Genomic DNA, 25,770 nt, shown 5'->3' with positions numbered 1-25,770 from the left:
GCCGGTTGGTGCCGTGTATGGTGGTGGGCTCCTTCGCGCTCGCCGCGTACCAGGGGTTTCTCGCCGAAATTGCCGCGTCGATCGACGTGTTCCGCGCCCGGCTGGGCGTCGGGTTCCGCGCGGAACGCGACGCCTGGGAGGCGGCGGGCGAGTTCGCCCGCGCCGAGGCGGCAGCCGAGGTCGCCCCGCCGGCCACCGAGGTCGAGGTCCCCGTCGGCGGCCACCTGGTCGAGGCCGAGTTCACCGCATCCGTCTGGAAGGTCGAGGTCGCCGTAGGCGACCGCGTGTCGGCCGGACAGCCACTGCTCGCGCTCGAAGCGATGAAAATGGAGTCCCGGGTCCCGGCCCCCGCCGACGGCATCGTCGCGCGGATCCTGGCCAAGCCGGGCAGTCAGGTCGAGGCCGGTGCCGCTCTCGTCGTCCTCGCTCCCGTCGAGACCATGGAGGCAGCCGCGTGATCACCGCTGTGGAACGGGTCCGGGCCGCCTACGCGCGCATCGCGCGGGTGAACCGGCCGGAGGTGTGGATCGGCCTGCGCCCGCAGGCCGAGACCGAGGCGGACGCCGCCGCGGTCGACGCGAGGACCGCCGCCGGTGAGCGGCTGCCGCTGGCCGGGACCGTGGTCGCCGTCAAGGGCAACATCGACGTGGCCGGACTGCCGACCACCGCCGGCTGTCCCGCCTACGCCTACGAGCCGGACGCCGACGCCCCGGCCGTGGCCCGCCTGAAGGCGGCGGGCGCCGTGGTACTCGGCACCACGAACCTCGACCAGTTCGCGACCGGCCTGGTCGGCACCCGCAGCCCGTACGGAGCGGTCCGGGGCGCCGTCGACCCGGAGCGCGTGTCCGGCGGTTCCTCGGCCGGTTCCGCGGTCGCTGTCGCGCTCGGCATCGCCGACATCGCGCTCGGCACGGACACCGCGGGCTCGGGCCGGGTTCCGGCGGCCTTCAACGGCATCGTCGGTCTCAAGCCGACCATCGGGCTGGTCCCGACCGAGGGCGTCGTCCCCGCCTGCGCCTCGCTCGACTGCGTCACGGTCTTCACCCGTACGCTCCCGGAGGCCGAGCTGGCGCTGTCCCTCATGACGGCGCCGCCCGGGCGTGCACCGTCGGCTCCGGCCCCACGCCGCCCCGGGCCGTGGCGGATCGCCGTCCCGGAACCCGGCCAACTGGGCCGGATGGACAGTGGCTGGACCGAGGCGTTCGGCACCGCGGCGCGGCGGCTCGCCGACGCGGGCGCCGAGATCCTGCCCGTCGACCTCGCACCGTTCACCGAGGCGGCGGTGATGCTGTACGAGGGCGCGTTCGTCGCCGAGCGCTACACCGCCGTCGGCGCCTTCATCGACGCGCACGAAGGCTCGCCGGACGTCGACCCGACCGTTGCCGGAATCATCTCGCGGGCCAGGGACATCCCGGCCCACCAGCTGTACGCCGACCAGCGGAAGCTGGCAGACCTCCGCGCCCGCGCCCTGGCCTCCCTCGGCGACGCCGACGCACTGCTCCTGCCGACCGCCCCGTGCCATCCGACCCTCACCGAGGTCGAAGCCGACCCGCTGGGCGTCAACGCCCGGCTCGGCCGCTTCACCAACTCCACCAACCTCTTCGACCTGGCGGCGGTGGCGGTTCCCGCGGGCAACGTGAACGGGTTGCCGTTCGGTGTCATGCTGATCGGCCCGGCCTTCACGGACGAGCGGCTCGCGCGCATCGCCGGGCTGCTCACCTCCCCGCCGCTGCGGCTCGCGGTGATCGGTGCGCACCTGTCCGGACAGCCCCTGAACGGGCAGCTGCTCGCTGCAGGAGGACGGCTGGTGCGTACGACCACAACCGCGCCCGCCTACCGGCTGTACGCGCTGGACACCCTCCCGCCGAAGCCGGGGCTGGTCCGGGTCGGCGACGGCGGGAACACGATCGAGGCCGAGGTGTGGCAGCTTCCCGCCGAGGGACTGGGCACACTCCTCGCCGCGCTGCCCCGCCCGATGGCGCTCGGCAGCGTGGAACTCGCGGACGGAAGCTTCGTGACCGGCTTCCTCTGCGAGCCACAGGCCGTCGAAAGTGCCCGTGACATCACGCCGTACGGCAGCTGGCGGGCGTACGTGGCCGGTCTCCCCCGCCCCGAGCAGAGACCCTGCTGCGACGCATGCTGACCTTTTGCTGACCGGGGGCGAGCCGAAGGGGCTCTGGCCTGCACAAACACCCAGATGCTAGATCTTGGACTTGAACATGGTACGAAGCACGAAGAAACTCCCCATTCGTCTGCTCCCTGCCTGCTTTCTGCAGGTCAAGGGCGATGTTCGGAGGCTACAACGTTTCGCATGTGGGGTCAGCTGTCGCCGGGTGTTTGAGGACTCACACTGACCTGTTGCTGACTTTCCTGAGGGCACGCCAGTCCATGCGCATAGGTGTGAAGCTCGTCGTCAGCGACAGTCAGCGCCCCGCTGCCCCGTCTGCGGGAGCCATCAGATCCACGTTGTGCGGCGATGGCGGATCCGCCCGCCGGCCTAGCTAGCCGGTCGCGTCGGCCGCAATGACCTGCTCCGTCCAGATGATCTTGCCGGACTTCGTGTAACGAGTGCCCCACCGGCGGGCCATCTGGGCGACGATCAGCAGGCCCCGTCCCCCCTCGTCGGTGGTCCGCGCGTGACGCAGCCGTGGCGCGGTGCTGCTCGCGTCGGAGACCTCGCAGATCAGGCCACGATCCCGGATCAAGCGCAGGCAGACCGGTCCGGCCGCATGGCGGATCGCGTTGGTCACCAGTTCGCTGACGATGAGTTCCGTGGTGAACGTGAGATCGGGGATGCCCCACTCCGTCAGCTTCTGAGCCGCGAGGCCGCGGGCATGCGCGACGGCAGCCGGATCGCTGGGCAGGTCCCAGGAGGCGACGCGGTCCGGAGCCAGGACACGGGTACGGGCGAGGAGCAGGGCCGCGTCGTCGGCAGGCGGACCCGTCAGCAGGCTGTCGATCACTCGTCGGCCGGTCTCCGCCAGGGTCGGCAGTGGGGCCGCGAGGGCATCGCCCAGCCGGGAGAGCCCGACGTCGATGTCCCGGTCGACGGACTCGATGAGGCCGTCGGTGTAGAGGGCGATGAGACTGCCGTCTTCCAGCTCGGTCTCGATGGACTCGAACGGGAGGTAGCCGAGGCCGAGTGGCGGTCCGGCGGGCAGGTCCAGAATGTCGGCGGCGCCGTCGGGAGCGACGATCATCGGCGGGAGGTGACCGGCCCGGGCCATGGAGCACAGCCTGCTGACCGGGTCGTAGACGGCGTACAGGCAAGTGGCGCCCAGGAACGCGGTGCCCGTCGCCTCGCCCTCGGCCGCCAACGGAGCATCGATGTCGTGCGCCCCCATGAGGCCGATGACCAGATCGTCCAGATGGGCCAGCAGTTCGTCCGGAGACAGGTCGAGGTTGGCGAGCGTGCGCACCGCGACGCGCAGGCGCCCCATGGTCGCCGCCGCGTTGATGCCGTGCCCGGCCACGTCCCCGACGACCAGGGCGACCCGTGCTCCGGAGAGCGGGATCACGTCGAACCAGTCGCCGCCCACACCGCTGGGGGCATCCGCCGGGAGATACCACGAGGCCACGGCGAGGGCGGACCCTCCCGTCAGGTCCTGTGGCAACAGGTAGCGCTGCATGGAACGGGCCGCCGTGCGCTCGCGGGTGAAACGGCGTGCGTTGTCGATGCACACCGCCGCGCGGGAGACGAGTTCCTCGGCGAGGCGGACGTCGTCGTCCTCGAAAGGGCCCAGCCGCCGGGACCGGGCGAACGTCGCCACCCCCAGGGTGACGCCGCGCGCCCGCACGGGGACCACCATCACCGAGCGGAAGTCGTAGTCCAGGAACGAGGCGCCCAGCGTCTCGTCCACGGTCACCCACGGACTGTTGGTGCGGTCAAGGACCCGTTCGACCAGGGTCCTGCTCTCCAGCAGACAGCGGGTCACGGGCGACGCGGGCGCACGTCGGACTGTTTCCCCCACGGCAAGGGACGCCTCGGGGCATCCCTCACGGACCGACCGCTGGGCCGCACGGCGGATGACGGGTGACATACCGACCGGCCCGGGGGCCGGCTCCTCGCCCCTCGTGACCGAGTCCAGCAGGTCGACGGCGACGAAGTCCGCGACGGCCGGCACCGCGTCGTCGGCCAGTTCCTGCGCGGTCCGCGCCACGTCCAGGGTGCTGCCGATGCGCGCAGCGGCGTCATTGAGCAGGGCCAGGCGCTCCTGCGCCCGCCACCGCTCAGTGACATCGATGATCATGTACCAGACACCGACATTCCGGTCGTGACGGTCCTTCATCGCGAAGAAGGAGGCAGAGATCGCGCGGCCTCGGTCGTGCACCGTGTAGCCGGCGCCGCGGTACTCGAAGTCCATCACCGGCGCACCGGTCCGAAGAACCTCGCGCATCTTCTCCTCGAAGGCGTCGGCCTCGGCCTGCGGCAACACCTCCGCCATCCGCCGCCCCAGCCGCCGCTTCAGCGAGATCTGGCGGTCCAGCGGCTCGTTCACCCAGACGTACCGCAGATCCGTGTCGAGAACGGCGATGCCGACCGGTGCGTGGCTGAGGAAGGGGGTGAGCATCAGCTGGCTCACCCCGCCGCCCGGCATCCGCCAGAAGGCCCGTTTCGGAGGCCGACCGATGAACCTGCCGAAGATCAGGGCCGCGACCGTGGCGACCAGGACGCCCGGAATGATCTCGTAGATGCCCGACCAGAAGGGGCCGTGCAGCGGCTTGACCACACGCCACAGGAGCACCGTGACTGCGCCGGACACGATCCCGGCCATGGCCCCCGCCCAGGTCATGCGCGGCCAGTACAGCGAGAGCAGGACCACCGGGCCGAAAGCGGCCCCGAAGCCCGCCCAGGCGTAGCCCACGATCCCCAGCAGCTCGCCGCCCCTCAGCGCGATCACGGAGGCCACGAGGGTCACGGCGACGACGGCGGAGCGACCCACCCACACCAGTGCCTCGTCCGAGACGCGCCGCTTGAGGAACGCGTGGTAGAAGTCCTCCGTGAGTGCGACGGACGACACGAGGAGCTGGCTGTCCGCGGTCGAGATGATCGCGGCGAGCACCGCGATCAGCATCACACCGGCGCCCCACGGACTGAACAGGGTCCGGCTCAGAGCGATGTATACCGTCTGCGGGTCATGGAGCGGTGTGCCGAACTGCGCGATGCCCAGCAGGCCGACCACTGTGGCACCGGCCAGCACCACGACCACCCACCCGGTCTCGATACGACGGGCCGCGGGTACGGCACTGGTGCTGCGGATGCCCATGAAGCGGGCCAGGATGTGCGGCTGCCCGAAATAGCCGAGGCCCCACGAGAGCAACGAGATGATCGAGACAGCGCCGAGCGACCCGCCGTCTCCCGACCACCGGCCGTCCGTGAAGCCGACTTTGGCACCCATGTCCAGCAGGCTGGGCGTCTTGCTGTCGAGAGAGTCACGAAGCGCACCGAAGCCGCCGAGCGTCGCGATACCCACGACGGGGAGGACCAGCAGGGCGAGGAACATCAGTGTGGCCTGCATGACGTGGGTCAGGCTCACGGCCAGGAAGCCGCCCAGGCATGAGTAGACGACGATCACCAGGGCGGTCAGGGCCACCCCGAGCCGGAAACCGGCGCCGAAGATGTGCCCGAACAGCAGCCCGCCGGCCACCAGTCCACTGGCCACGTACACAGTGAAGAACACAAGGGTCACCGCCGCCGAGACCGTCCGGAGCATCCGTGTGCGGTCCTCGAACCGCTCCTCCAGGTAGGCCGAAAGGCTCACCGCGTTCCCTGCGCGCTCGGTGTAGGTGCGCAGCCTCGGCGCGACGAACAACCAGTTGAAGTACGTACCGAGCACCAGGCCGACCGCGATCCAGCTGGCGCCGACACCGGCCGCGTACACCGCTCCGGGGAAGGCGAGGAACAGCCAGCCGGACATGTCGCTGGCCCCTGCGGACAGGGCGGCGACGAACGCGGGGAGCCTGCGGCCGCCCAGGGCGAAGTCGGCGAAGGTGTGAGTACGGCGGTAGGCCCAGACACCTGTTCCGATCATGACGGCCACATACACGAGGAACGTGGCCACGATCGGCGCACTCAAGTCGGACATAATCCCTCGCCTGCGAGGTTCATGCACGGGCCTACAACCGCACGACTGACAGTCGTGATCCCTACTGCACAAATGTACATATTCCGGTCGCCGTCGGCGGCCGGTGCCGTCCGCGCCGGTGCGGGCACGGGGACTCCGTCACGCCGATGTCGAAGAGGACCGCCATCACAGCGATCAGGCACGAAAGTCTTCTCCCTCAGGCATGGGCAGCCCGATCAGGAGCGGTGTCACGTCATCGTCATGTGTGGCCGTGTCTGGCAGGAGGGTCTTGATCAGCAGGTCGGCGGTCTTGTCGAGGCTCTCCTGAACTGCGGCGGCAGCCCGAGGCGGTGCACAGCCCTCGGGTTATGAACGGTCGCCCACGCCGCCGCAGCCGACCCCGACGGCCGCCCGCCGGTTTCCCTCGGCATCGTTACCGGTGTTCGGGGTTCTCGTAGTCGCGGCGGCAGCCGGCGTCCCAGGCGGTGCGCTGGTTGCCGTAGGCGGGGATGCCGCCGAGGTCCTTCAGCGCACGGGCCCGCCTCGCCGATCCAGCCGGCGTCCGCCTGGGGCGGGATGGTGTAGCCCAGGTGCTGCAGGCTGTAGAGGACGTTCATGGCGCAGTGCTTGACGCCGTCCTCGTTACCGGTGATCAGGCAGCCGCCGACGTGGCCGTGGTAGGCGTACTGGCCTGCTTCGTTGAGCAGGCTGGAGCAGGCGTAGAGGCGCTCGATCACCTGTTTCGTCACTGAACTGTTGTCACCCAGCCAGATGGGGCCGGCCAGCACCAGGATGTCGGCCGCCATGACCTGCCGGTACAGCTCGGGCCAGGCGTCCGTCTCCCAGCCGTGCTCCCTCATGTCGGGCCACACACCGGTCGCGATGTCGTGGTCCAGCGCCCGTACGACATCCACGTGCACGTCCTGCGCGTCCAGGATGGCGGTGCAGCGGTCGATCAGTCCCTGGGTGTTGCTCTTCTCCGGTGAGCGTTTGAGGGTGCGGTTGATCACCAGCGCACGCAGGTCGTCGTACCGGGCCGGCGGTGCGTCGGTGGCGGGCGACGAAGGGGTCACACGGTCCTCTCCCGGAGTTCCGCCGCCGCTCTGTGCATGGCGGTTCGTTCTCACTTCGCCAGCGTGCGGTCCGACCACGGCAGCCGCCAGCACAACGCCTCCAAACAGCCACAGCGGTCCACGCCCGGTCGGCGGCGGACGAGTGGCCCGGGCAGCCACGTGTACCTACGTTCGCCTCATGAGCACCGAAGGCGCGACCAAGTCGCGGACCACGGCAGCAGCGGACGACGTCGCACACCTGCTGGTGCGCTGTCTGCGAGCCGAAGGCGTCGAGTACGTCTTCGGGATCCCCGGCGAGGAGAACATCCGCTTCGTCGACGCCCTGAGCGGCTCCGGGATCCGGTACATCCTGGTGCGCCACGAGCAGGCCGCCTCGTTCATGGCCGAGATCTACGGACGGCTGACCGGCCGGGCCGGGGTGTGTTCGGCCACTCTGGGCCCCGGCGCGATCAACCTGCTGCTCGGCACCGCCGATGCCACGACCAACAGCGCACCGATGGTGGCCCTTGCCGCCCAGGGCTCGCTGCGCCGCATCCACAAGGAGTCGCATCAAGTCATCGACCTGGTATCGATGTTCGCCCCCGTCACCCAGTGGGCAGCCCGCGTGGAGTGCCCTAACGCGGTGCCGGAGATGACACGCAAGGCTTTCAAGATCGCGCAGAGCGAGCGCCCCGGTGCCGTGTTCCTGGCCGTGCCCGAGGACATCGAAGCGGAGCGGCCCGCCGAGCATGTGGCGCCCTTGCAGATCGACACAGTGCACGCCGACGTGCCGTCACTCACGCAGATCGCGCGGGCGGTCGAGGTGCTCACCACGGCGCGGCGTCCTGTCGTGCTGGCAGGCCATGGCGCCGCGAGAGCTCGGGCCTCGGACGCTCTCGTGCGATTCGCCGAACGACTGAACATCCCGGTCGCGACCACCTTCCACGGCAAGGCGTCTTCCCCGACGACCACCCGAACGCCCTCGGCGCGGTCGGCTTCATGCGCCACGACTACAGCAACTTCGGCTTCGACACCGCCGACGTGGTGATCTGCGTCGGCTACGAGATCCAGGAATTCGACCCCACCAAGATCAACCCCAACGGCGACAAGCGCATCGTGCACGTACACCGCTTCCCCTCCGAGGTGGATACACATTACCCGGTCGCAGTGGGCATCGAGGGCGACCTGTCGCAGGCGCTGGACGCACTCGCTTCGGCACTGCCCGAAGGGTTCACCTACGACTCGGAAAGCAGCGTGAAGATCCGTACGCTGCTCGACGACGAACTCGCGTACGGGCGTGACAACGACGCGTTCCCGCTGGTGCCCCAGCGTGTGGTGAGCGATGTCCGGTCCGCACTGGACCGCCACGACATCGTGCTCGCCGACACCGGCGCCGGGAAGATGTGGATGTCCCGCCTCTATCCCACCTACGAACCGGACACCTGCCTGGTCTCCAACGGCTTGTCCACTATGGGCTTCGCACTGCCGGGCGCCGTCGCCGCCAAACTGGCCCGACCCGACCGGCGCGTCCTGGCCATGATGGGCGACGGCTCCTTCCTGATGAACTCCCAGGAACTCGAGACCGCCGTCCGCGAACACATCCCCCTGATCGTCCTCGTCCTGGTGGACGAGGAATACGGGCTGATCACCTGGAAGATGGAACTCGAACTCGGCCGCCACAGCCACACCCGCTTCACCAACCCGGACCTGGTCGCCTACGCCGAAAGCTTCGGCGCACACGGCTACCAGGTCGAGTCCGCCGACCAGTTGCTGCCCGCATTGCGCCGCGCCCTCGACGACGAAGGCGTCTCCGTGATCGCCTGCCCCGTCGACTACACCGAGAACCTGCGCCTGACCGACCGACTCGGCAGCCTCAGCGGACCGTTCTGACCCGCCGGCCCAGGTAGCCGCTCGGACCGCGCAGAGGTAACCGTCCTTCGTGGTGCCTGCTGGAGTGGATCTGCTCGTGAACCCGGTAGACGTGATCAGCCACGCCATTGTTCACATTCACCGAGCGCGCCTCGCCATTTCACAAGCCGCACCCCACCGTCATGACGATCCGGTTCCTGCACCCGGAATATGTCCACCTGGTTTCCGCGCCCGACCCCGTCCGTCTCCAACTCGTCCAGGAAATGCTCGACCACGATCTGGATCACCGAGTTAAGCGTACTCCGTCATCCTCCGCTGCCGCGGCCGCCACTGGTTCGCGTATTCCGCGACCGTCTGCTGACCGAGTTCCCGGCGGGCCTCGACAACGGACGGCTCCGTCGTCCTTTTCTCCGCGTATATCTGCGTAAGGTGCTCGATCGGGCCGTCCTGCGTGTCGTAGCCGGCCTCTTCACGCTGCTTACCGAGAGCGTCCCGGAACCGAATCGTGTACGGGTTCGGGCAACGGGTCGGCCGGGCACAACCGCACTCCTTGAAGAACGACCCCCTTCCGAGCAGTGCGTGGGCGGGGCAGCCGATACCTGTCGCTGGTACAGGTCAGCAAGCCGGAAACCGTCCGGTCTGATGCTGACCGTTTGCTGACCTGGACACGGCGATCAGGGCCCCTGACTTGCGAAAACACCTAACCGCTAGATCTTGGACTTGAACATGGTACGAAGCACGAAGAAACTCCCGATTCGTCTGCTCCCTGCCTGCTTTTTGCAGGTCAAGGGCGATGTTCGGAGGCTACAAGGTTTCGCATGTGTGGTCAGCTGTCGCCGGGTGTTTAAGTACTCACATTGATCCGTTGCTGACTTTTCTGACGGCCACGGGGCGGCTGGGGTCACTCCTGGCGCGCTCCGCCATGAGTCGTAGCCCCGCCGGTGCGGTGGAAGCCGAGGGCGAGGCTTCTTCTCCGGTCAGGTCCGACTCCGCGACCTCGATCCGTACGGAGTCGACGAACTCCCCTCCGGGACAGCAGCAACCCGTGAGGCTTCCCACAAGCGCGCCGATCGGTTGGCGCCCGGACGGTGAGGGGGCTATCGTCGACAAGTAGAACGACCGGTCTTCCTCCCTCTTGAGGAAGGGTCTGTATGGGCCTTCCCGGCCGGGCTGCCTCCAGGCCGAGATCTGCCATCAGGTCGCCGGTGCACGTCGAAGAGAGATCAAAAGTTCCGTGAAACCAATCCGCGCCCCGGCCCAGCCGGGGCACCGCACAGAGCCGCTGCCTCATGAGGCTCCGACGGGATCAGCCTCCCGACCGGATCAGCCGGACCGCGTCCAGCAGGGTCTTGTGGGCGGCAGTCGAGTCGTCCAGGTAGCCAGCTGCCATCGCGCCGTCGTACAGCATCAGCAGCGCACCGGCGGCCGACACCGGGTCGGCGTGGCCGAGCCGGGTGAGCAGGTCCTGGAAGAGGTTGCGGATCCAGTCCCGGTGGGTCGCCACCAGGCCGCGGACCGGGTGGTCGGCGTCCGGGTACTCGGCGGCCGCGTTCAGGAACGGCGATCCGCGGAAGCCACGCTCGCGGGCGTGCTCGGCGATCGCCTCGAAGATCAGGTCGATCGCTTCGGCGGGCGGGTGTGCGGCGGCCAGCGGTTCGGCCACCTGCTTGTAGTAGGCGTCCTTGGTCAGCAGGTAGGCCACGACCAGGTCGTCCTTGGAGGCGAAGTGCCGGTAGAAGGTCGCCTTGGTCACCCCGGCCTCGGCGATCAACCGCTCCACGCCGATCGCGCGTACACCTTCGTAATAGAACAGCCGCGACGCGGCTCGGACCAGGCGTTCGCGAGGAGGCAGGTCTCCTTCGACCGCGCTCTCCTGACGCTTGGCGTTGGTTGTCTTCTGCCCAGTAGTACTCACTTCCCCATTGTGCCCGTGGCCCGGCCCTGAGTGGCCCCCCTCATACGGCCTACCAGGGCCGTCACCCCCTGTCCCGTACGGCCCGAGCAACGTGGCCGCGCATCGAAAGGTTTGAACGATGACTCGTCGTCTTGAAGGAACCGTCGCCCTGGTCACCGGAGCATCCAGCGGCATCGGGCACGCCACCGCCCTGGAGCTTGCCCGAGAGGGCGCCTCCGTGGCCCTGGTCGGCCGCCGCGAGGACCGGCTCACCGCCCTCGCCACAGAAATCACCGGCACCGGCGGAAAGGCCCTGGTCGTGCCTGCCGACATCACCGACGCCCAGGCTGCCGCGGAAGCGGTCGAGCGGACCGTCGAGAACCTGGGCCGCCTGGACACCCTGGTCAACAACGCCGGCCTCATGCTGCTCGGCCCCGCCCCCGGAGCGGACCTGAACGACTGGCGGCGCATGATCGACATCAACCTCATGGGGCTGATGTACAGCACCCACGCGGCCATTCCCCACCTGGTCAAGGCAGCCGCCGAGGCACCGCGTCAGGTCGCCGACATCGTCAACATCGGCTCGCTCGCCGGCCGCAGCGCCTACGCCATGACCGCCGTGTACAGCGCCACCAAGTTCGGCGTCACCGGCTTCAGCGAGGCGCTGCGCCAGGAACTGGCAAAGCAGCACGTCCGTGTGTCCGTCGTCGAGCCGGGCAGCGTCGACACCGAACTGCGCACGCACAACCCGGACGCCGTCCAGCAGTACATCGCCTCGTCCCTGGGCGACATCGAGCGGCTGCAGGGCCAGGACATCGCCGACACCGTCGGCTACATCGTCACCCGCCCCCGGCACGTGGCCGTCGCCGAGCTGCTCGTACGCCCCACCGAGCAGGTCTGAGCCCGAGCCCGAGCCCGGGGTCCGCTCCGAGACAAGCAAGGAGGCGTGGTGGCGGTCGGCACTCCTGTCGCAGCAGCCAACACCATCGTCCGTGTCTGCCTGAGTCTGGCCGCCGCCATCGCGCTCGGAGACGGCCTGCAGCAATTGGCGCAGGGAGGCCCGGCGGACGCGGACGACGTGCACCGCTTCATGGCAGGCGTCCACATCGGCTGGGCTCCCCACACAGTACGCCGCTCAAGTGGCCACCGACCCCGAACGCAAGAGCAAGGAACAGAAACGCATCATGGACGACACGCTGCTGGAGCAGCTCGGCGCCGGCAAGTACATGCTGATCACCAGCTACCGCAAGAACGGCACCCCGGTCGCCACCCCGGTGTGGGTGGTGCGCGACGGAGACACGCTGGGCGTGCGGACCCCCGCCGACTCCTGGAAGGTCAAGCGGATCCGGGCCCGCGGCGACATTCTCGTCGGCCCCTGCGACCTGCGTGGCAACCCGACGGGCGACCCGGTCCCGGCCACCGCCGAGATCACCGACGCGGCGACCGGCGCCCGCTACCGCTCACTCATCGCCCGCAAGTACGGCATCGTCGGCCGCCTCATGATCTTCAACAGCTGGCTGCGGGGAGCGGACCGGACACTGGGCATCCGCGTGCGGCTCACCCCGTGAAAAAAATGACTTACCGTCAGTTCCACGGCACACAAGGGTGAGCGATCAAGGGGGTCGGACTGTGGAGACAACGCTGAGTCAGCAGCAGGCGGCACCCGGCACCTTCACCGCCTTCGCCCAGTGGTCTACAAGAAAGCAGCCGAGCCCAACAGCTCAAAGTCCGCCTGCTGGACCCGCCACTGGAGCGTCGGGAAGGGGCCCTGTGACCGGGATGGTCCGGGCGAAGGCCGCGCCCATGAACGCCGGTCCGGCCGGCCCGAGGGCGACCGGATACATTGCGCGAGACGGCAGCCTGGTCAAGGAGGGGAAGCGTGACCGACACCAGCAACACCCGACCCGCCGACAGCGAAGCGCAAACGCCGCGGCAGAGCCGACTGCACCGCCTGATGCGCTACATCCCCCTGATCGCCCCCGTACTTCTGTGGACCGTGCCCTGCTTGGTTCTCCTGTACACCGGCCAGCACTGGCCGCTGCCCGTCACGCTGGTCGGCACCGCCCCGTTCGTCCTCGGCCTCATCGGTATGCCGCTCTCGATGGTGCGCGGCCACGGCCGGCGTCAGCAGGACCGGGCGGCGATCGTCGGTGACACCCTGCTGGGCACGAGTTGGGTTCTGTTCACCTGGTCCGTTCTGCTCGGCGTCCCTTTGCGGCTCGCCCTGACCGTGTCCGGCGTCGGCGAGAGTCAGGACCGGGCCCGAATCGTCACCTGGGCCGTCCTCGGCGTAACCGCCGTACTGCTCGCCTGGGGGTACGCCGAGGCCCGCCGCGTGCCACGCGTGCGCCGACTCGACGTACGACTCCCACGGCTGGGTGTCGGGTTGGACGGCATCCGCGTCGTCCTCATCACTGACACCCATTACGGCCCACTCGATCGCGCTCGCTGGTCGGCACGGGTGTGCGAGACGGTGAACACCCTGGAAGCCGACCTGGTCTGCCACACCGGCGACATCGCGGACGGCACGGCCAAACGCCGCCGCGCCCAGGCCACCCCACTCGGAACCGTGCGGGCCACCCATGCCCGCGTATACGTCACCGGCAACCACGAGTACTACAGCGAGGCCCAGGGATGGGTCGACCTCATGGACGAGCTGGGCTGGGAGCCGCTGCGCAACCGCCATCTGCTGCTCGAACGCGGAGGCGACACCCTCGTGGTCGCCGGCGTGGATGACGTCACCGCCGAGTCCTCCGGCCTGGCAGGCCACGGCGCCCACCTCGCCGGAGCCCTGAACGGCGCCGACCCCGACCTGCCCGTCCTGCTCCTGGCACACCAGCCCAAGTTCGTCGACCGGGCAGCAGCCGCCGGCATCGACCTCCAACTCTCCGGCCACACCCACGGCGGCCAGATCTGGCCCTTCCACCACCTCGTCCGCATCGACCAGCCCGCCCTCGCCGGCCTCAGCCACCACGGCACCCGCACACTCCTCTACACCAGCCGCGGCACCGGCTTCTGGGGCCCGCCGTTCCGCATCTTCGCCCCCAGCGAGATCACCCTGCTCGTGCTCCGCAGCCCGCACCTGCCCACCTCGCCGTAGCACTGGGCAGGCCAACACATCCGCTTGGAGGTGCGCCACCGACGCTTGACGCGTGTACCACCAGCAGACAAACCTGCTGACCTCAGCATCGAATCAGGCCGCTTCCCACAAGCCTGCATCCAAAATGCGAGCCGCCTTGGCGATGCTCCCAGGCATCAGGTGCCGGTACGTCCGATACGTCTCCTCAATGGACTTGTGCCCCATCCATTCGGCTACGTCGGTGATCGGTATTCCGTTCGCGAGCGCGTTAGAGGCGAAGTAGTGCCGGAAGCTGTACTTGCCGACACCCTCCTCCGCAGGGAGGTTCTTGAAGAGCTTCTGCACACGGCGGCGTTCCATCGGCTCGGTGTAGTAGCCGCTTGGGCCGCGCAGGAGATAACCATCCTGCGTGGTGCCGTGCTTCTCCTCAAACCGCTCCATCGCTTCCCACACCGAGCGCGGCAGGGGGACCTCCCGGAACTGCGGGGTTCTGCCCCGTGTAGAGGTTGCGGTCCACGACCGTGTACGACTCCCACGCAGGACCCCGCGGCCCCTGCCGCGGGTGCAGGTCAGCAAGCCGGAAACCGCCCGGCCTGATGCTGACCGTTTGCTGACCTGGAGGCGGCGATCATGCCTGGAGGCGGCAATCATGGCTCTGACCTGCGGAAACACCCAACCGCTAGATCTTGGACTTGAACATGGTACGAAGCATGGAGGAACTCCCGAATTTGTCTGCTCCCTGCCCGGTTCGGGCAGCTTTCCCATGTTCTTCAGGACTGATCCGGACCGAATGCCGACTTTCCTGACGGCACATCAGGCTGCGGGCTAGGGGGGCGAGGTGGCTCCTCCTGGCGCGCCTTCGGTCAGGAGAGGGCTTTGAGGACCTCCTTGGCGAGGGGGCCCGAGGATGCGGGGTTCTGCCCCGTGTAGAGGTTGCGGTCCACGACCGTGTACGACTCCCATGCAGGACCCCGCGAATACTGGGTGGGCAGCTTCTTCAGCTCGTCCTCCAGCAGCCACTTGGCCCTGTCGGCGAAGCCGACGCCAGCCTCCTCCTCGTTGCAGAAGCCCGTCACACGGTAGTTCGCGAACGGCGTTTCACCGTTCGCATCGCGGGTCGCGAGGAACGCGGCCGGGGCGTGGCAGACGACGGCGAGCGGTTTGCCGGAAGCGAGCGCCTCACGCAGCAGCGCGCCGGAGTCGGGGTCGGTCGAGAGGTCCTCCATCGGGCCGTGACCCCCGGGGTAGTAGACCGCGTCGTAGTCCTCGATACGCACCCCCTTGAGGGACATGGGATGCCTCAGCTCGTCCGCCGACTCGATGACGGCCTCTTCTTCGAGGGCGTTCTCCTCACCGCCCGCCATGCGTGGCTCCAGGCTCATCGTGTCCACAACGGGCACAACCCCACCCGGAGTTGCCACGGTGACCTGGTGTCCGGCGTCGGTGAACACCCTGTACGGCGCGACGAACTCCTCGGCCCAGTAGCCGGTCGGGTGCCGGTGGCCGTCTTTCAGCGTCCAGTAGCTCGCGCCGGTCAGCACGAACAGAATCTTGGCCATAGGAGGCTCCCATGAGCTGGCGTAGCCTGAGAAAGGCACGCGCGATGATCGACCCTTACCCATATAGAACTATTGTGGGCAAGCATTCCCGAAAGGTGCAAACTCGCGGCTGGTCCGGCCGCGATGCACTTCAGGCCGGAAGAGTTGCTCCATGTACAGGGCGGTATGGGGCACGTTGGAGGCGTGCATGAGCAGACCCACGTCGTCGGCCCACTTCCTCCTGGGCTTCTTTCTCCAGGCGGTCGTCCCAGGCGCCCATCCGCACTCACCACCGCAGTCACCGACGAGGAGCTTGAAAGGCTCCGCCGCCGAGTTCCGGGCGCTCCGTGTGCACTCGGGCCGTCAGCGCCACGGAGATGTCGTCGTGCCGAGCACCGAGCGCGGCGTGCCGGCCGCGCCGATCGCGCGCTGCAGGCTTGCCAGCCAGATGGCGGCGTCCACGGCGTAGTACAGGAGCGGGTCGGGGGTCGGCCCGACGATGCGACGCAGACGTCGTTGATCACGGTTCTGTCGGCCGGCGCGTCGTCGATGTTCCCGTCCACGACACCGGGCCGGACGTGGCCCGAGCGCAGGTCGTGGCTGAACTGCAGCGTTCCGAGCCGCAGCCGTTGGGCGGCGTCGCGCAGGTGGGCGGCGCTGCGCAGCGCCTGCGATACCTCCAGCAGCAGCGCCGGATCGGAGCACCGCGGCGGATCCGCCGCCAGGCCGTACAACGCATCGGCGGCCACCCGTCCCGCTCGCGCCAGCCGGTCCTCGTAGCGGCCCGGACCCGCCGCCGGCCACAGCCACAATTCGGCGGCGGCCATCAACACCACCCCGGCCACCAGGCCCGACAGGCGCAGTCCAAGCGTCGACGGCGCGTACGGCGGGAAGCACGGCAGGATGTAGAACAGTTGCAGCCCGTTGGCGAGCCCGAGGAATTTTGGTCCGCCGACCCCGCTGTACGCCACCAGGAACCCCACCACGAGCATCCCCAGCGCCGCCGTCCAACCGTACACGGCCAGCCACGTCCCGAGCGTCACCAGCGCCATCGCAAGCGGCAGCACCGCCAGCAGAGTCCGCGCCCGCTGCCGCGGCGTCCCCGGCACGGACGACAACCCACCCACCGCGACGGCACCGAACAGTGCGTATATCGCGACCGTCCGGTCACCCAGCCCGTATCGCGCGGCGTAGAAGCCTACGGACGCCACCACCATGACCCCGTGCCGCACGCCGCACCGCTGCCAGACCCGGATCCCGGGCCCGAAGCCACACCATCCAGCGCCGTGCTCCCACTGATCAACGGTAAGCCTCGACAGGTAGCCGGACCACCGCACGCGAAGGTACGGCGTACCGCAGGGATCACGGCCCGTCAGCCGCTGCCGACAGCACCCTTGAAGGCCAGTGAGCACTCCGCGGGCCTGCGTGCTCGGTAGCCGTCGGCGGTGACGATCACGGTGTATCGACGCTTCTCCGAGTGGAGCCAGGCCCGGTCCGCTCGCGCCGCGGCCCGAGGCGGCGCAGACCCGCCAAGCTTCACGCCGACAAGGGCTACGACTACGACCACCTGCGCAAATGGCTGCGCAGTAGTGCTGCGTTGGCTGGTCAGGCATCCTCCGCGAGACAGGACTTCCATAGCGTCGAGTTCAGCGGGGCCGCTCCCCGATCAGCTCGGCAGCTTTTTCCGCGATCATGATCGTGGGTGCGTTGGTGTTTCCACTGGTGACCGTCGGCATGACCGAGGCGTCGACGACACGGAGTCGTTCGACTCCGTAGACCTCCAGATCCGAATTGACGACGGAGTCGTGTCCGGTTCCCATGGCACAGGTGCCCACTGGGTGATATGCCGTGGCACTCCATCTGCGGACGTGCTCTTCGAGAGCCGCGTCGCCCAGGCGGTCCAGACAGTCCAGATCGTCACTGCTCGGCAGGTACGGCCGCGCGAGATGTTCGGCGAATGGTGTGCAGTGGGCGATGTCCATGACCGCTCTGAGTCCGGCGACCATGACCGACGCATCCGCGGGCGCGTCGAAGTAGCGGGGATCAATCAGCGGTGGGGTCTGAGGATCAGCCGACGCGAGACGGACGGTGCCGCGAGTCTGCGGGTGCAGCGGGACGCAGTTCATCGTGAACACCGGTCGGTCAGGTTCTTCCTCACCGCTGAGAATGAGTGCCGTGGGCCCTCCCACCAGCTGGACGTCAGGACTGCTTTGGCCGTCCGTCACGTTGAGGAACGCGCCGACCTCGCCGTAGTTGGAGGCGAAAGGCCCGTCGCCGTGGGCGCGCCACCGCTCGAGGTTGTCCGGGGTGAGCAGGTCCCTGACGATGTCAGTGGAGTTCCGGGTCTCCCACACGACGGGAGCCATCAGATGGTCCTGCAGGTTACGCCCGACCCCGGGCAGGGGGACTCGGACGTCTATCCCCACGTCGTGCAGCTCATCGGGATCGCCTATGCCCGACAGGAGCAGCAGTTGGGGCGAGTTGATGGATCCGCCGCAGAGCAGGATCTCCCTGTCGGCGTGGGCCGTCCGCTCCTGTCCGTCCCGGAGATAGGTGACGCCGGCCGCGCGTGATCTGGGCCTGCAGCGCGGCGGCATGTCACCTGGTACAAGCCGGCGCCGGCAGGGGACGCACCCGCGAAGTCGTCGTTGCGGGCCAGTCCCCATTCCACGGCGGCGTCCAGCCAGGATTGTGAGAGTTCGTGGGTGTAGACGCGGTCCTCGACATGCAGGGGTCCGTCCGAACCGTGGTAGGGCTCGCCGAGGCGGTGGTTCGACTCGGACTTCATGAAATAGGGCAGGACGTCGTCGTAGCCCCAGCCTTTCGCTCCGTACTCGTCACGCCAGCTGTCGTAGTCGTACCGGTTGCCCCGGGTGTAGATCATGACGTTGGTGGATGATGAGCCGCCCAGTGTCTTGCCCCGGGGCCAGGCGAAGGTGCGCCCCGGCTGGGGCTGCTCGACCGTCCGGTAGCTCCAGTCGGTAGGCGATCCGAAGAGCATTCCGAGCGCGGCTGGGATGTGGATGAGTTCGTCGGTGTCGGGGCCGCCCGCTTCGAGGAGCAGCACGCGGACGCGGTCGTCGCGGCTCAGGCGGTCTGCGAGTACGCAACCGGCGCTGCCGGCGCCCACGATGACGTAGTCGAATCCTTCGATTCCGGTGGAATTCATGGTGACTTCCTCGCCTGGCGGACGGCCGTCGCCTGGACTCGCCCGAGCCAGGCGACGGATGCCGGCCGTGGCATCAGGGGTGGTAGATCGATTGGAATTGCTGGTATGCCTGGAACCCCTCGGGCCCCAGTTCGCTGCCGAGTCCGCTGGCCTTCCTGCCCCCATAGGGGGAGGTGAGGTCGGGAAGGTAGCCGTTGAGCCCGACGGTGCCGGTCCGCAAACGGCGGGCCACCTGGGCACCATGGTCCAAGTCTGTTGACCATACGGTGCCGGCGAGGCCGTAGGCCGACTCGTTCGCCAGGCGCACTGCCTCGTCCTCGCCGTCGTAGGGCGTGATCGTGAGGACCGGGCCGAAGATTTCTTCCTGCGCGATGGTCGATGAGTTCTCCACGTCGGCGAATACGGTGGGTTCGACGAACCAGCCTCGATCGAGGCCGGATGGCCGGCCTCCTCCGGTGGTGAGCCGAGCGCCTTCGTTGAGGCCGGTCTTGATGTAACCCAGGACCCGTTCGCGTTGGCGCAGGCTGACGACCGGGCCGATCTGGGTGTCGGGGTCGAGCGCGTCACCGACGACGGCGTCACGGGCCATCGCCGTACAGAACTCGACCACTTCCCGATACCTGCTGAAGGGGGCCAGGACCCTGGTACTCGCATAACAGGTCTGACCGTTGTTCAGCAGACTGGCCATGAAGAACTGCTCTACGTTCGCGGCGAGGTCGGCGTCGTCGAGGACGACGGCGGCGGACTTTCCTCCCAGTTCCAGAGTCACCGGCCGCAGCAACTCGGCGCATGCAGAAGCCACTTGGCGCCCTGCTCTGGTGGATCCGGTGAACGACACCTTGTCGATGTCAGGATGGGAGACCAGATACGCGCCGGTGTCGCGGCCGCCCGGAACGATGTTGATCACGCCGTCGGGGATGCCCGCTTCCTCGACCGCCTCCGCCAGCAGCACAGAGTCGAGGACCGTCTCCGGAGCCGGCTTGAGGACGAGCGCGCAACCGGCCGCCAGAGCCGGGGCCACCTTGAAGAAGGCGATGGTCTGAGGGAAATTCCAGGTCATGATGGCGGCTACGACACCTGAGGGTTCCCGGCGGACCAGGGTGGTGCCACGGGGCAGCCCGGTACGCAGTTCCTCGGACGTCATGCTGTCGGCCAGGCCCGCGTAGTAGCGCAGCAGGGCGGACGGCACCACGCCTTCGAAGGACCGGGCGACAGTGATCGGCATGCCGTTCTGCGTGCTGACGGCCGCGGAGGTCGCCTCCTTCCTGGCGTCGAGCGCATCCGCGAGACGGATCATGGCGGCCGCGCGACGTTCAGGGCCCCAGGAGGCCCAACCGGCCGGTGCGTCGAATGCGGCACGAGCGGCTCCGACCGCCCGGTCGATGTCGCCCCGGGAACCGTCCGGCACGGCACCGAGATGATCACCGGTACTCGCGGATGCGACGTTGATGACACGATCGCCGGAAGTGTGCACCCAGCGTCCGCCGATGAACAGATGGTTGAGATCCATGGTGAACTCTCCCCACGGCATGGCCCTGGGGCCACGACACTCCGTGGTGTTCGATAGGTGGATGACCGGCGGGCACGAGGGTGCTCAGCGCGGTACTCAGCCCGCTGCCGGTCATGGCTTTCCTGCGCGGTGGCCCGGCGCGTTGAACCTGCGGGTGGGCCACATCTGCGACGCCCCTTGCGCCCCGGTACCGGCTCCGGGGAACGCTCTCATGATTCACAACTGGATGAATGCGACATTACACCCATCTGGGGTAACCTGTCACCAGATGGAAAGAATCCGGATGTAAAGGCCATCACTGTCACCCGCCCCGGTGCGTGGCCTCGCACCATGCGCGGGACGCCTCAAGGAGAGGTGGCACCTCATGAGGACATATGGCGGAGCCACAGCGGAAGAGCGCGCTTCAGTCCGCCGTCGGCGCCTCATGGAAAGCGGCCTTGAACTCTTCTCCAGCCAGGGATACGCCCACACTTCCATCCGTGCAGTACTCCGCCACGCCGGGCTGAAGGACAGGTACTTCGCGGAGAGCTTCACGTCCCTCGACGATCTCATGGCAGCGCTCATGAGAGACATCTACGAGGAACAGGTCACCCGGTGCGCCGACGCGATCGCCACAGACCAGCCGCTGCGCGACCGGGCTCGAAACGTGATCGGTGCCGTCGTCGGGCTTTCTCTGGAAGACCCGAGAAAAGGGCGCATCAAACTCACGGAATCCCTGGGGGCCGGTCCTCTCACAGCACGCGAACGACGCCTGGGCCTGCAGCGCATGAGCGGCCTCGTGGACTCCCTCCTGAGGGAAGGGCTTCATGATCCCCGGATCGATCCCACCACCCAGTCCGTGGCCGTCGTGGGCGCGGTCAGTGAGATGCTGCTGAGCTGGTTCAACGGAGAGCTGGGCATCTCAAGCGAGGAACTGGTGGAGCAGTGCCTCCTCCTCTTCGAGGCCATCACCGAGCACGCCTCGGCAACATCACGAGAATGACTTCCCGTCGGTGGTGACTCAGGCGTTCACGACCGGGCCGTCGATCTTCGTCGTTCCCGTACGAGCGGGGGTTGCCCCTTAGGTCAGCAGCGATCGAGGACGTGAGGCCAGGATTGCCTCGGCCTCGTCACCGATCGTCCGGACCACTTCTGCGGCGGGACGGACGGCATCGACGAAGATCGCCGACTGGCCATAGAGAATCGCGCTCGTGTGAGGGTCGGGCGGGCCCTCAACGGGACTGACGTCCTTCGGGGGCGCGAATTCCTCCTTGCGGTCCCGCAGCGTCGCCTCGCGCTCCGACCACTCATCGGTGAACCGATTGCGGCGGACTCGTTCACCGATGCCCGCCGGCCACGGCAGCCCCGACACGATGTCATAGGCCCGCGTCCATACGGTGTCGCCGCCATCACTCTCGACGATCAGGCGCTTGTGGGCATCGCGTACCTCGATCGCTTCGGGCGTGGCGAGAAACGCCGTGCCCAGCCAGGCGCCGTCCGCCCCGGCGGTGAGGACGGCCGCGAGTGTTCGGCCATCGCCAATGCCCCCCGCGGCCAGCACCGGAACATCGGGGTAGCGCCTCACGATCCCGGCCAGGAACGGCAGGAGGCCCATCGTCCCGGTATGGCCACCGGCCTCCGTACCCTGCGCCACGAGGACATCGGCACCCGCGGCGACGGCCGTCTGTGCGTCCTCGTAGTTCTGTACCTGGCACATCACCCGGGCTCCCGCGGCCTTGGCGCGAGCAAGCCACGGCTGCGGGTCAGCGAACGACAGCGCGATGACCTCTGGTCGTTCCTCCAGGGCGGCCTCGAATTGCGGTTCGGTGAAGGGGAGGAACGGAGTGATGAAGCCGACTCCGAACGGAAGATGAGTCGTGGCGCGGATGGTCGCGATCTCCGCACGGATCCAGTCAGGCCCTTTCCAGGGATGTGTACCCCCGAAAGAGCCGAGCCCGCCGGCCGCGGAGACCGCGGCGGCGAGTGTTCCGCCACTGTGCATGCCCATCGGGGCTGCCATCACCGGGTAGGTAATGCCGAACATTTCGGTAAATCTCGTGTGCAACATGGGTAGACGTTAGCGAACACAGTGGGCCCGGCCCGCCAGAAGCGCGCCGTCTCGCCCGCGCGACGCGATTCGATCGCAAAGCGGCACCGCGGAGCGCCAGACCGCCGTGTGCGCGCATGCTGATGTGGTGAGTGTGATCAGGAACCAGCGCCGGGCAGCTTCTGCGACAGCTCGATCATGTTGCCCCACGGGTCACGGAAGAACGCCAGTCGCCGGCTGATGTCCTCGATCTCGAAGGGTTCACCAATAAGGTCGACACCACGGCTGGCGAGCTCCGCACGTGCTTCGTCGACATCGTCGACGTGGACGCACATGTGCTGGTAGCCGCCGCGCTGCAGGCTGACTCCCAGGTCGTCGAGGACCTCGTTCGGGAAGGGTACCGGTCCAGCCAGCAGTTCCACATGGAAGTTGTCATCGTTGGGCGGGCAGAGGTACGCGAGCTTCAGCTCACCGTAGGGCCACTCCTGGAGCACTCGGAAGTCCAGCTTCTCCGTGTACCAAGCCTTCGCCTCGTCGTAGTCGGGAACGCGGATACCAACATGGTGACCACTGAAGGACGCAAAGGGGCTTGACGGGTTTTTCGGCGGGTGGGCCGGCATGGGCATCGCAATCACTCCTATCCTGCTGGACCATCAGGGCAGATTATGATCGGTGCCTTTCCGTCGCATCCAGCATTGAGGCTGCGTGCCGACGAGAGAAGCCGTCGTGGAGTTCGGTTCGGCATTCCCAGCGGACGGCGACGCGCATGAACTGGCGGAGCAGGGCGAAGGTCTGCTCAACGACGTAACGGATCCCTTGATGTTCGGCGCGCCCTTGCGGGAGATCACCGTCCGTCGACCAGGCCGAGCCCCTCATGACATCCCCTCCTGGACATTCAAGATCCACTGTCCTGGTGTCCATTCCAAGGGATCAGCTTCATTCACTCGGATGGTCCGTGCACGGGGACACGGCGGCAGGTGCCCGCGATGCTGAAATCCCGGGCGTCGCTCGATGCTTCGCGCCGAAAGAGTGAAATGCGAATACCCTGTAAGTCGCGCCGCAACCTGAACATCGTCCGTTGGAGTGCGGCACTTCTGGCGGTATCGGGAATCACCTCCGCCCTGACACTCGTAACGGCGCAGGCAGGTGGCCCGAGCGGCGATCCCGGAAGGGAGAAGCCCACCATCGTGCTCGTGCACGGCGCCTTCGCCGACTCGTCGAGCTGGAACGGTGTCGTGGAACGGCTCCAGCAGAACGGCTACACGGTGGCCGCACCGGCCAACCCCCTCCGCGGCATCCCCCAGGACTCGACTTACCTCGCGAGTTTCCTGAAGTCCGTCAAGGGACCGATCGTCCTCGTCGGTCATTCCTACGGCGGAGAGGTGATCTCGCAGGCTGCCGCCGGAAACGACAATGTCAAGGCCCTCGTGTACATCAACGCGATCATGCCCGATGTGGGAGAGTCGTTCTCCAGCCTCTCCGCGAAGTTCGCTCCCGCTCCGCTCACCGAGGCTCTGCAGCAGGTGCCCTTCCGCAACGGCGACGGCACCAGCGGCACGGACGTGTACGTGCAACCGGATAAACTGCACCGGGTCTTCGCCGCGGACCTGCCCACGAGTCAGACCGGCATCATGGCAGTCACACAGCGTCCGATCGCGCTGTCGGCGTTCGCGGACAAGCTCACCGGCGCCGCATGGCGGAACAAGCCCGTCTACGTCCTTGTCGGCAAACAGGACCAGGCGATCAACCCGAGCCTGGAACGGTACGAGGCGAAGCGGGCGAACGCCCGAAAGACAGTGGAGATCGACTCCTCGCACGTGTCCCTGGTCTCCCATCCGCAAGCGGTCAAGACTCTGATCGTGGACGCCGCCGAGGATTACATGTGGAACAGGGCGACCGGAAACAGGGCGACCACTGAGAATTAGCCTCAAGGTCGAAACAAGCCGCGTCCCAGAGACCGGCGTCCAGGATTCCGGCGGCCTTGATGTTCACCGCCTGGGTGCCCAGCCGGGCGGCCCGACCAGATACCCGGCACGGTCGCGCCAGCGTCGCGCCGCGCGGACGTCGCGCCAGACGGCCGCGAACTCGTGGAAGGCCACCCGCACCGGGTTGTAGGTGCCGATGTTCTTCGTCAGGCCGTAGACCACCCGCTCGTCCTCCGGTTCGAACGTGCCGAAGAGCCGGTCCCAGACGATGAGGATGCCGCCGTAGTTGCGGTCCAGGTAGACGTCGTTCGAGCCATGGTGGACGCGGTGGTGGGAGGGCGTGTTGAAGAACCACTCCACGGGCCGCCACAGCTTGTCCACCCGCTCGGTGTGCAGGAAGAACTGGTAGACGAGGCTGAAGGCCTGCTGGAGCAGGATCATCCACGGCGGAATGCCGAGCAGTGCCAGCGGCAGCCAGAAGGGCAGGCCCGTCATCGGCGTCCAGCTCTGGCGCAGGGCGGTCGAGAGGTTGAACCGGAGACTGGAGTGGTGGACCACATGGCTCGCCCACAGCACCCGCACCCGGTGGTGGGCGCGGTGGAAGGCGTAGTACGCCAGGTCGTCGGCGAAGAACAGCAGCACCCAGGTCCACGCGGAGGACGGTGACAGTTGCCAGGGGGCGACGGCGAAGAGAGCCGAGTACAGCACGATCGTCACCGCCTTCCAGGGCATCGCGACGACCTGGCTGCCGGCGCCCATGGACATGCTGGTGGCGGTGTCGCGCAGCTCGTAGCCGCGCTCGTCGTCGTCCGGGAGGAAGCGGTAGGAAAGTGCCTCGACGACGACCAGCAGCACGAAGGCGGGTATCGCGTAGACCACGGCCGGGATCATGTCAGCGCACCGCCTTCCGCGGCGTCGCGGGCACGCTGCGGGACAGCAGCTCGCGCGCCAGCCGTTCGGCCGCCTCGGCCTCGCGCGCCGCGATGTGCGCTGCCAGCCGCTGATGCGCTTCGACGTCGAGGAGTTCCGCGGTCCGCAGGTCGTCCGGCACGTCGGCTACCGGGAGGGTGCCGTCCACCAGGCTGTTGAAGGCCAGCAGGTAGGCGACGTTCCCGGAACCCTCCACGATCAGCCGCCACCAGGCGACGTCCGCATCGGCCAGCTCGGTCAGATCGGGCCCGGTGCGCGCGTACCGGCCCGCGGCCTCGACGATCTCCCCGGCGGTTTCCTCGGAGCACCTGATCGTGCACAGCCGGGCCGCGTCGGCGCCTATGCACGCCCGCATCTCCAGGGCGTCGCGGGCGAGGTCCTCCACCGAGGGCCCGGCGTCGGCCGCCGCGATGCCCATGGCGAGGTCGAGGCCGGCGGTGTGCCGCCAGTCCAGGACGATCGTGCGGCCGCCGTGGCTGACCTCGACCAGCCGTGCCTGCTGGAGCCGCTTGACGGCCTCCCGGACGGCATGCCGGTTCACCCCGAACTCGGCTGCCAGACCCCGTTCGGCGGTGAGCGCGGCACCGGCCGGCAGTTCACCGCCGAGGATCCTGTCGCGCAGCAGGGCGAAGAGCTGGTCGGAGACCGCCTCGCGCCGGATGAGTCCATCAGTCATGGCGATCAGGGTGAGGGCGACCAGCTCACTGGTCAAC

Annotated in this window: 18 protein-coding genes and 6 pseudogenes; 10 read left to right on the top strand and 14 right to left on the bottom strand. The window is 68.0% G+C overall.

The window, feature by feature from the left end; translation table 11 throughout:
* Together ACFYZZ_RS35345 and atzF are read left to right on the top strand one after the other, a co-directional pair.
* A partial coding sequence (locus ACFYZZ_RS35345; protein ID WP_389185018.1) for an acetyl-CoA carboxylase biotin carboxyl carrier protein subunit occupies positions 1–458 on the top strand: 458 nt, incomplete at its 5' end.
* The gene (gene atzF / locus ACFYZZ_RS35340; protein WP_389185015.1) at positions 455–2,143 is read left to right on the top strand and encodes an allophanate hydrolase; all 1,689 of its coding nucleotides are present in this window, start codon (positions 455–457) and stop codon (positions 2,141–2,143) included. The genes ACFYZZ_RS35345 and atzF, both read left to right, overlap by 4 nt.
* A 358-nt stretch (positions 2,144–2,501) precedes the next feature.
* On the opposite strand, the gene putP is transcribed toward atzF, so the two are convergent.
* Both putP and ACFYZZ_RS35330 read right to left on the bottom strand, forming a co-directional pair.
* Complete coding sequence (gene putP, locus ACFYZZ_RS35335) at positions 2,502–6,086, bottom strand: sodium/proline symporter PutP (RefSeq protein WP_389185012.1); 3,585 nt, start codon at positions 6,084–6,086, stop codon at positions 2,502–2,504.
* Positions 6,087–6,498: 412 nt separating this feature from the next.
* Positions 6,499–7,138: pseudogene (locus ACFYZZ_RS35330) on the bottom strand (flavodoxin family protein).
* Between the two features lie 178 nt (positions 7,139–7,316).
* Between ACFYZZ_RS35330 and ACFYZZ_RS35325 the strand changes: the two are divergent.
* Both ACFYZZ_RS35325 and ACFYZZ_RS35320 read left to right on the top strand, forming a co-directional pair.
* Positions 7,317–8,266 (top strand): annotated as a pseudogene (locus ACFYZZ_RS35325) (thiamine pyrophosphate-binding protein); the annotation flags it as partial.
* A gap of 252 nt (positions 8,267–8,518) precedes the next feature.
* Positions 8,519–9,007, top strand: a complete 489-nt coding sequence (locus ACFYZZ_RS35320; RefSeq protein WP_389185058.1) for a thiamine pyrophosphate-dependent enzyme — start codon at positions 8,519–8,521, stop codon at positions 9,005–9,007.
* A 95-nt stretch (positions 9,008–9,102) separates the two neighbouring features.
* On the opposite strand, the gene ACFYZZ_RS35315 is transcribed toward ACFYZZ_RS35320, so the two are convergent.
* Both ACFYZZ_RS35315 and ACFYZZ_RS35310 read right to left on the bottom strand, forming a co-directional pair.
* Entirely contained in the window at positions 9,103–9,273 is a 171-nt protein-coding gene (locus ACFYZZ_RS35315) for a hypothetical protein (protein ID WP_389185009.1), read from the bottom strand.
* Between the two features lie 1,019 nt (positions 9,274–10,292).
* Positions 10,293–10,901: a TetR/AcrR family transcriptional regulator gene (locus tag ACFYZZ_RS35310; protein ID WP_389185006.1), complete on the bottom strand. Its 609-nt coding sequence runs from the start codon at positions 10,899–10,901 to the stop codon at positions 10,293–10,295.
* A 118-nt stretch (positions 10,902–11,019) separates the two neighbouring features.
* Between ACFYZZ_RS35310 and ACFYZZ_RS35305 the strand changes: the two genes are divergently transcribed.
* From ACFYZZ_RS35305 to ACFYZZ_RS35295, 3 genes are all read left to right on the top strand, one after another.
* On the top strand, positions 11,020–11,781 hold the full coding sequence (locus ACFYZZ_RS35305) for an SDR family NAD(P)-dependent oxidoreductase (RefSeq protein ID WP_389185003.1): 762 nt from the start codon (positions 11,020–11,022) through the stop codon (positions 11,779–11,781).
* 283 nt (positions 11,782–12,064) lie between these two features.
* Positions 12,065–12,448 carry a PPOX class F420-dependent oxidoreductase gene (locus tag ACFYZZ_RS35300; RefSeq protein ID WP_389185055.1) on the top strand — a complete coding sequence of 128 codons (384 nt, stop codon included), beginning with the start codon at positions 12,065–12,067 and terminating at the stop codon, positions 12,446–12,448.
* A gap of 311 nt (positions 12,449–12,759) precedes the next feature.
* Positions 12,760–13,980 carry a metallophosphoesterase gene (locus tag ACFYZZ_RS35295; RefSeq protein ID WP_389185000.1) on the top strand — a complete coding sequence of 407 codons (1,221 nt, stop codon included), beginning with the start codon at positions 12,760–12,762 and terminating at the stop codon, positions 13,978–13,980.
* A gap of 93 nt (positions 13,981–14,073) precedes the next feature.
* On the opposite strand, the pseudogene ACFYZZ_RS35290 reads toward ACFYZZ_RS35295, so the two are convergent.
* Both ACFYZZ_RS35290 and ACFYZZ_RS35285 read right to left on the bottom strand, forming a co-directional pair.
* Positions 14,074–14,442: pseudogene (locus ACFYZZ_RS35290) on the bottom strand (tyrosine-type recombinase/integrase); the annotation flags it as partial.
* A 380-nt stretch (positions 14,443–14,822) separates the two neighbouring features.
* Positions 14,823–15,518 (bottom strand): type 1 glutamine amidotransferase domain-containing protein, encoded by a 696-nt coding sequence (locus ACFYZZ_RS35285; protein WP_389184997.1) that lies wholly within the window; start codon positions 15,516–15,518, stop codon positions 14,823–14,825.
* Between the two features lie 1,453 nt (positions 15,519–16,971).
* Between ACFYZZ_RS35285 and ACFYZZ_RS35280 the strand changes: the two are divergent.
* Positions 16,972–17,085, top strand: a pseudogene (locus tag ACFYZZ_RS35280) (IS5/IS1182 family transposase); the annotation flags it as partial.
* A gap of 58 nt (positions 17,086–17,143) precedes the next feature.
* Here ACFYZZ_RS35280 and ACFYZZ_RS35275 read toward each other — a convergent pair.
* From ACFYZZ_RS35275 to ACFYZZ_RS35260, 4 genes and pseudogenes are all read right to left on the bottom strand, one after another.
* Entirely contained in the window at positions 17,144–17,863 is a 720-nt protein-coding gene (locus ACFYZZ_RS35275; protein WP_389185052.1) for a GMC family oxidoreductase, read from the bottom strand.
* A gap of 60 nt (positions 17,864–17,923) precedes the next feature.
* Positions 17,924–18,094 (bottom strand): annotated as a pseudogene (locus tag ACFYZZ_RS35270) (GMC family oxidoreductase N-terminal domain-containing protein); the annotation flags it as partial.
* A 50-nt stretch (positions 18,095–18,144) separates the two neighbouring features.
* Positions 18,145–18,666: pseudogene (locus ACFYZZ_RS35265) on the bottom strand (GMC family oxidoreductase); the annotation flags it as partial.
* 73 nt (positions 18,667–18,739) lie between these two features.
* A complete protein-coding gene (locus ACFYZZ_RS35260; protein ID WP_389184994.1) occupies positions 18,740–20,176 on the bottom strand; it encodes an aldehyde dehydrogenase in 1,437 nt (478 codons plus the stop codon).
* A 364-nt stretch (positions 20,177–20,540) separates the two neighbouring features.
* On the opposite strand from ACFYZZ_RS35260, the gene ACFYZZ_RS35255 reads away from it, so the two are divergent.
* A complete protein-coding gene (locus ACFYZZ_RS35255) occupies positions 20,541–21,158 on the top strand; it encodes a TetR/AcrR family transcriptional regulator (RefSeq protein WP_389184991.1) in 618 nt (205 codons plus the stop codon).
* Between the two features lie 78 nt (positions 21,159–21,236).
* On the opposite strand, the gene ACFYZZ_RS35250 is transcribed toward ACFYZZ_RS35255, so the two are convergent.
* Positions 21,237–22,223, bottom strand: a complete 987-nt coding sequence (locus ACFYZZ_RS35250) for an NAD(P)H-dependent flavin oxidoreductase (protein ID WP_389184988.1) — start codon at positions 22,221–22,223, stop codon at positions 21,237–21,239.
* A 137-nt stretch (positions 22,224–22,360) separates the two neighbouring features.
* Positions 22,361–22,828 (bottom strand): VOC family protein, encoded by a 468-nt coding sequence (locus ACFYZZ_RS35245; protein WP_389184985.1) that lies wholly within the window; start codon positions 22,826–22,828, stop codon positions 22,361–22,363.
* A gap of 360 nt (positions 22,829–23,188) precedes the next feature.
* Between ACFYZZ_RS35245 and ACFYZZ_RS35240 the strand changes: the two genes are divergently transcribed.
* Positions 23,189–24,127 (top strand): alpha/beta fold hydrolase, encoded by a 939-nt coding sequence (locus ACFYZZ_RS35240; RefSeq protein WP_389184982.1) that lies wholly within the window; start codon positions 23,189–23,191, stop codon positions 24,125–24,127.
* Positions 24,128–24,190: 63 nt separating this feature from the next.
* Here ACFYZZ_RS35240 and ACFYZZ_RS35235 read toward each other — a convergent pair whose 3' ends face one another.
* Together ACFYZZ_RS35235 and ACFYZZ_RS35230 are read right to left on the bottom strand one after the other, a co-directional pair.
* The gene (locus ACFYZZ_RS35235; protein ID WP_389184979.1) at positions 24,191–25,018 is read right to left on the bottom strand and encodes a sterol desaturase family protein; all 828 of its coding nucleotides are present in this window, start codon (positions 25,016–25,018) and stop codon (positions 24,191–24,193) included.
* 1 nt (position 25,019) lies between these two features.
* A complete protein-coding gene (locus tag ACFYZZ_RS35230; protein WP_389184976.1) occupies positions 25,020–25,733 on the bottom strand; it encodes a FadR/GntR family transcriptional regulator in 714 nt (237 codons plus the stop codon).
* Between the last annotated feature and the right edge of the window lie 37 nt (positions 25,734–25,770).

The sequence above is a fragment of the Streptomyces sp. NPDC001816 genome (genome assembly GCF_042892235.1).
Classification (GTDB): domain Bacteria; phylum Actinomycetota; class Actinomycetes; order Streptomycetales; family Streptomycetaceae; genus Streptomyces.
Note: the sequence above shows the minus strand (reverse complement) of the source record. Positions and strands in the feature narration are given on the sequence as shown.